Below are 6027 nucleotides of genomic sequence, written 5' to 3'. Positions count from 1 at the left end.
GGTGTCTTCGGGGTCCTCAAGTACACCGGGGACTCGGGGTCGGACGGCGGTGCGGACAAGCTCGCCGGCTCGACGAGCGGACAGTCCGGCGACGACGGGAAGCCGCAGGCGCCGACCCCTCCGGCCGGCTACAACAAGGTCACCGACCCCCTCGCCGGCTTCACCCTGTTCGTCCCGGAGGGCTGGACGCGCAAGGCGAACGGCGACCAGATCGACTACACCCCGGACGACGGCAAGCACTTCATCCGGATCGCCTCCGATCCCACCCCGGACTACCAGGACCCGTACGCGCACCTGCGCGACCTGGAGAAGCAGGTGGCGAAGCGGACCGACTACAGGAAGGTGCGGCTGAACCAGAACACCTTCCGGGACAGCACCCGGGCCGCGCTCTGGGACTTCACCTGGACGGAGAAGCAGAACCACCCCGGCCCGCGCAGGGCCAAGGAGCAGATGTACGTGGCCCAGGACGGCACGGAGTACGCCGTCTACATGTCGAGCCCGATCGCGAGCTGGGCGACGACCGAGCAGCAGTTCGACATCGTGCTCAGCGGCTGGGAGCCGCCCGCCAAGAAGCCCTGATCCGGGCACCCTGCCAGCGATCGCTGGCGGAAATAGCAAAATCCGGTTACCGGCGGGTACCCAAAGGCTGTCCGGCACAATACGCTCACCGGCATGACGGACTCGCAGGCCCCCGCCGCCCTCCTCCGGACCGCACCGGAGCCCACCAACCCGGTCGCCCCGGCCCCGGCCGGTGCCCGGACCGCCGCCGATGTGGTGACCCCCGACCTGGTCGCCCGGCTGACCCGCGGAGTGATCGGATCCGGCCGCACCGCCAACCACAGCCCCTTCACCGGGGACCGGCTGGCGGAGCTCCCGGAGGCCACCCCCGAGGACGTGGCCGAGGCCTTCGACCGGGCCCGCGCGGCCCAGCCCGCCTGGGCGGCGGTCCCCGTACGCCGACGGGCGGCGGTCCTGCTGCGCTTCCACGACCTGGTCCTCGCCCGCCAGGCCGAGATCCTCGACCTGATCCAGCTGGAGACCGGCAAGGCCCGGCTGCACGCCCACGAGGAGGTCCAGGCGGTCGCCATCTCGGCCCGCCACTACGGGCGCAAGGCCCCCGGCTACCTGCGCCCCAAGGGCCACACCGGCGCCATGCCCACCCTCACCAAGGTCACCGAACTGCGCCAGCCGCGCGGAGTCGTCGGCCAGATCGCCCCCTGGAACTACCCCCTGGAACTGTCGGTCGGCGACGCCCTGCCCGCCTTCGTCTCCGGCAACGCGCTCGTCATGAAGCCCGACACCGAGACCGCGCTGACCGCCCTGTGGGCCCGTGACCTGCTGATCGAGGCCGGACTGCCCGCCGAGGTCTTCCAGATCGTGCTCGGCGAGGGCCCCGTCGTCGGCCCCGAGGTGGTCCGGCACGCGGACTACGTCTCCTTCACCGGCTCCACCCGCACCGGCCGCGAGGTCGCCCGGGGCGCGGCCGACCGCCTCGTCGGCGTCTCCCTCGAACTCGGCGGCAAGAACGCCATGCTCGTGCTGCACGACGCCGACATCGAGAAGGCCGCCGCCGGCGCCGTCCGCGCCTGCTTCTCCTCCGCCGGACAGCTCTGCATCTCCATCGAGCGGCTCTACGTCCACGCCTCGATCGCCGACGCCTTCGTCGAGCGGTTCGCCGCCCGGACGAAGGCCATGCGGCTCGGCGCCACCCTCGCGTACGGCGCGGACATGGGCTCGCTGGTCGGCGAGCGCCAGCTGGAGACCGTACAGCGGCACGTGGACGAAGCCGTGGCCAAGGGCGCCACCCTCGTCGCAGGCGGCACCGCCCGACCCGACATCGGCCCGCTCTTCTACGAGCCCACCATCCTCGACGGCGTCGAGGCCCCCATGGCGGTGTGCGGCGAGGAGACCTTCGGACCGGTCGTCTCGATCTACCGCTTCACCGACGAGGACCAGGCGATAGCCGAGGCCAACGCCACCGCCTACGGCCTGAACTCCAGCGTCTGGACCAAGGACTCCCGCCGCGGCCACGCCGTCGCCGCCCGCCTGCGCACCGGCACCGTCAACATAAACGAGGGCTACGCCCCCGCCTACGGCAGCGCCCAGGCACCCATGGGCGGCATGAAGGATTCCGGCCTCGGCCGCCGTCACGGCTCCGAGGGCATCCTCAAGTACACCGAGGCCCAGACCGTCGCCCACCAGCGGCTGCTCCCGATGGCCCCCTCGCTGGGCATGGACGACGAGAAGTACGCGGCGTTCATGACTCGTAGCCTCAAGGTCATGAAGGCCCTCCGCTTCCGTTGATCTCCGACTGCGCTAAGGGGCAGCATCGTGTCTGAGTCGTACGACTACGACGTCATCGTCATCGGATCGGGCTTCGGCGGATCGGTCTCGGCGCTGCGACTGACCGAGAAGGGCTACCGGGTCGGCGTCCTGGAGGCCGGACGCCGCTTCACCCGCGAGAGCCTGCCGAAGAACAGCTGGGACCTGCGCAACTACCTGTGGGCCCCGGCCCTCGGGCTGTACGGGATCCAGCGGATCCACCTGCTCGGCAACGTGATGGTGCTCGCGGGCGCCGGCGTCGGCGGCGGCTCCCTCAACTACGCCAACACCCTGTACGTGCCGCCCACCGCCTTCTTCGAGGACCGGCAGTGGGCCTCCATCACCGACTGGAGGGAGGAGCTCGCCCCCTACTACGAGCAGGCCAAGCGGATGCTCGGGGTGCGTCTCAACCCGACCCTGACCCCCTCCGACGTCCACCTCAAGGCGGCCGCCGAGAAGATGGGCGTCGCGGACTCCTTCCACATGGCCCCGGTCGGCGTCTTCTTCGGGGACGGGAAGGACGGCCAGGAGGGAGCGGCGCAGCCGAAGGTCCGGCCCGGGGACGAGGTCCCCGACCCGTACTTCGGCGGCGCCGGCCCCGCCCGGAAGGCTTGCACGGAGTGCGGCGAGTGCATGACCGGCTGCCGGCACGGCGCGAAGAACACCCTCAACGAGAACTACCTGCACCTCGCCGAGCGCGCCGGCGCCGTCATCCACCCGATGACCACCGTCACCGCGCTCTCCGACCACCCCGAGGGCGGGTACCGCGTCCGCACCGTCCCCACCGACGGCCGACGGCGGGGCCGGGCGAAGGTACTGCGCGCCCGGTACGTGGTCGTCGCGGCGGGCACCTACGGGACGCAGACCCTGCTGCACACGATGAAGGACCGCGGCGAGCTCCCGCGCCTCTCGCACCGGCTCGGGGAGCTGACCCGGACCAACTCCGAGGGCCTGGTCGGCGCGCAGACCGACGACCGCCGCTACCGCAAGCTGCACGGAGGCGACCGCCGGGCGGACTTCACCCGGGGCGTGGCGATCACCTCCTCCGTGCACCCCAACGCCGACACCCACATCGAGCCCGTCCGCTACGGCAAGGGCTCCAACGCCATGGGGTTCATGACCATCCTCCAGGTCCCCCACAGCGCGCACCGGGTCCGTGCCTGGCTGGGCCGGACCGCGCGGCACCCCGTGCAGCTGGCGCGTTCGCTGTCCAACCGGCGCTGGTCGGAGCGGACCATCATCGGCCTGGTCATGCAGTCGCTGGACAACTCGCTGACCACGTACCGCAAGCCCGGCGGCATCGGGAAGGGCCTGCTCACCGCCCGGCAGGGCCACGGCGCCCCGAACCCGGTCCAGATCGCGGAGGCCACGCAGGCCGCGACCCTGCTGGCCGAGGAGATCAACGGCTTCCCGGGCAGCAACATCGGTGAGCTGATGGGGACCCCGCTGACCGCGCACTTCCTGGGCGGCTGCCCGATCGGTGCCTCGCCCGAGGAGGGGGTGGTGGACCCGTACCACCGGCTCTACGGGCACCCGGGCATCTCGGTGGTGGACGGTGCGGCCGTCTCCGCGAACCTCGGGGTGAACCCGTCGCTGACGATCACCGCGCAGGCGGAACGGGCGATGTCGTACTGGCCGAACGCGGGGGAGCGGGACCCGCGGCCCGAGCAGGGAGCGGCGTACGTCCGCCTGGACGCGGTGGAGCCGATCCGTCCGGCGGTCCCGAAGGACGCTTTCGGCGCGCTGCGGTTGCCGTTCATGGCAGTCCCGGAGGTTCCGCCGCGCCGGCCGGTGAGCGATCCGGAACCGATGATGTGACAGCGGTGGGTACCGCGCTCCCCCTCCGAGCGCGGTACCCACCGCAGTACATACGTGACAGATGTTCAGCCTTGATGGTTGTACCGGAATCCGTGGTGCCGGTCTGTGGTGTCGATCACACAGTGAAGTGTGCAACTGCGACTGATGTTCGACAGTCAACGGCTGCATGAGAAAGCGCATCTCGTTGTCGGCTGCCGGCGCCCTCGTGGTGCTGGGAGCGGCCATCACTCCCGCATACGCCGCGGACCCCGTCTTCACCCTGGCCGGACCGGCCGCGATCGGTCTGCGCCCGCACCCCGGGCAGAGCGGTGAACCGCAGAAGACCTCGGTGGAGTTCCGGATCGTCAACGACTCCACCAAGACGTTCGACCGCCCCAGCACCTTCACGATCGACCTGAGCGCCCTCAAGGGCGTCGCCGACGTGACGCTCGCCAAGGGCCGGGAGGCGGACTGCAAGCTCACGGCCGCGGCCGTGACCTGCAAGCGCTGGGGGCTGTGGACGGGCGAGAGCACCGTCGTGAACCTGGACCTCCGCGCGGCCGAGGGCAGCAAGGCCGGCGCGACCGCGGACCTGACGCTCACCGGCACGGCGGAAGGCGCCACCTTCGAGGCCGCCACCACCAAGGTGCGCGTCGGCGGCCCCGACCTGGTGCTGGAGCGGGCCAGGCTGAAGGCGGAGCAGAAGCCGGGCGACAAGCAGAACCTGTCGATCGTCTTCGCCAACGAGGGCACCGATCCCGTCAACGGCGTGGTGCTCGAAATGCGCACCACGCACGGCATCGGCCTGGTCGAGCAGTACGACAACTGCTCCTACGCCGAGGACAGCACGGCGGGCCGGCCGTGGAACACGGGCTGGAGCACGGTGCAGTGCCTGCTGGAGGGCGAGTACGAGCCCGGCGGGGTCTACGGCGTCGACGGCCCGCTGACGCTCAAGGCCGCCCCGCACGCCTTCGTCGACGGCCTGACCTACGCGGTGTACGCGGCCGGCGACCAGCCGAAGGCGGCGAAGAACCGTGCGGCCGCGAGCGGCAAGGAGCCGGTGGGCGGCAACAAGCTGACCGCGGCTGAGCGGGCCCCCAAGGCCTCGGCCCGGTCAGCCCGGCCGGCGGTGGACCTCGACCCCTGGAACAACGTCCAGGAGTTCGACTTCGCGACGAGGAACACCGCCGACCTGGTGGCCTCGGGCGTGTCCCTCAAGGGCAAGGCCGGCGAGACGGTCGACGCCGACTTCGGCTTCCGCAACAACGGCCCCGCGTGGGTGGCGTACCTGCGCTCCGGTGAGGACGTCGCCCGCACCGACATCGTGATACCGGCGGGCGCGAGGGTCACGAAGGTCCCGGCCGGCTGCAAGGGGGTCGAGGCGGACGGCACCCCCCGCGAGCAGACCCTGGGCGCGCCACGCTACTTCTGCTCCACCGGCCATGTGGTGGGGGAGGAGGAGACGTTCACCTACCCGTTCCAGCTGAAGATCGAGAAGGTCGTGCCCGACGCCAAGGGCTCGATCACGGTCGGCCGGTGGACGCCGGAGGGCACCACGGGCCAGCGCTGGGACCCGAACCACACCAATGACAAGGCGGCCTTCGTGATCAACGCGAAGGGCATCGGACCGGCCCCGACCCCGACCGGCACCTCGGCCTCGCCGACCCCGACCGGCTCCGCGACGCCCACCGCGACCGCGACCGCGACGGCGAGCGCCTCGGCCACCGGCTCGGGTGTCACGGCGAACGGCGGCCTCGCCTCCACCGGCAGCTCGACCAGGATGATCGCGCTCGGCGGCGCGGTGCTCCTGGCCGTCGGCGCCGGGCTGTTCCTCGCCTTCCGCCGCAAGGCGGGCGGGCACGCGTAACGGCGTACGCGCGACGACGCGGAACGGCCGGCCCGGGGCGT

Annotated in this window: 3 protein-coding genes and 1 pseudogene; all 4 read left to right on the top strand. The window is 71.6% G+C overall.

The genetic code is table 11. The features are described 5' to 3' along the window. Positions 1 to 579, top strand: a pseudogene (locus ACWGIU_RS26895) (serine/threonine protein kinase); the annotation flags it as partial. Between the two features lie 93 nt (positions 580 to 672). After that, entirely contained in the window at positions 673 to 2304 is a 1632-nt protein-coding gene (locus tag ACWGIU_RS26890) for a succinic semialdehyde dehydrogenase (protein ID WP_453709931.1), read from the top strand. A gap of 27 nt (positions 2305 to 2331) precedes the next feature. After that, positions 2332 to 4140: a GMC oxidoreductase gene (locus ACWGIU_RS26885; protein WP_453709929.1), complete on the top strand. Its 1809-nt coding sequence runs from the start codon at positions 2332 to 2334 to the stop codon at positions 4138 to 4140. A gap of 166 nt (positions 4141 to 4306) precedes the next feature. Next, positions 4307 to 5986: an LPXTG cell wall anchor domain-containing protein gene (locus ACWGIU_RS26880; RefSeq protein ID WP_453709927.1), complete on the top strand. Its 1680-nt coding sequence runs from the start codon at positions 4307 to 4309 to the stop codon at positions 5984 to 5986. Positions 5987 to 6027: the final 41 nt, after the last annotated feature.

This window comes from Streptomyces sp. NPDC054840 (assembly GCF_053611065.1).
Note: the sequence above shows the minus strand (reverse complement) of the source record. Positions and strands in the feature narration are given on the sequence as shown.

Coding starts and splice junctions, on each gene's coding strand:
- ACWGIU_RS26890 (WP_453709931.1), top strand. CDS start 673: ATGACGGACTCGCAGGCCCCCGCCGCCCTCCTCCGGACCGCACCGGAG.
- ACWGIU_RS26880 (WP_453709927.1), top strand. CDS start 4,307: ATGAGAAAGCGCATCTCGTTGTCGGCTGCCGGCGCCCTCGTGGTGCTG.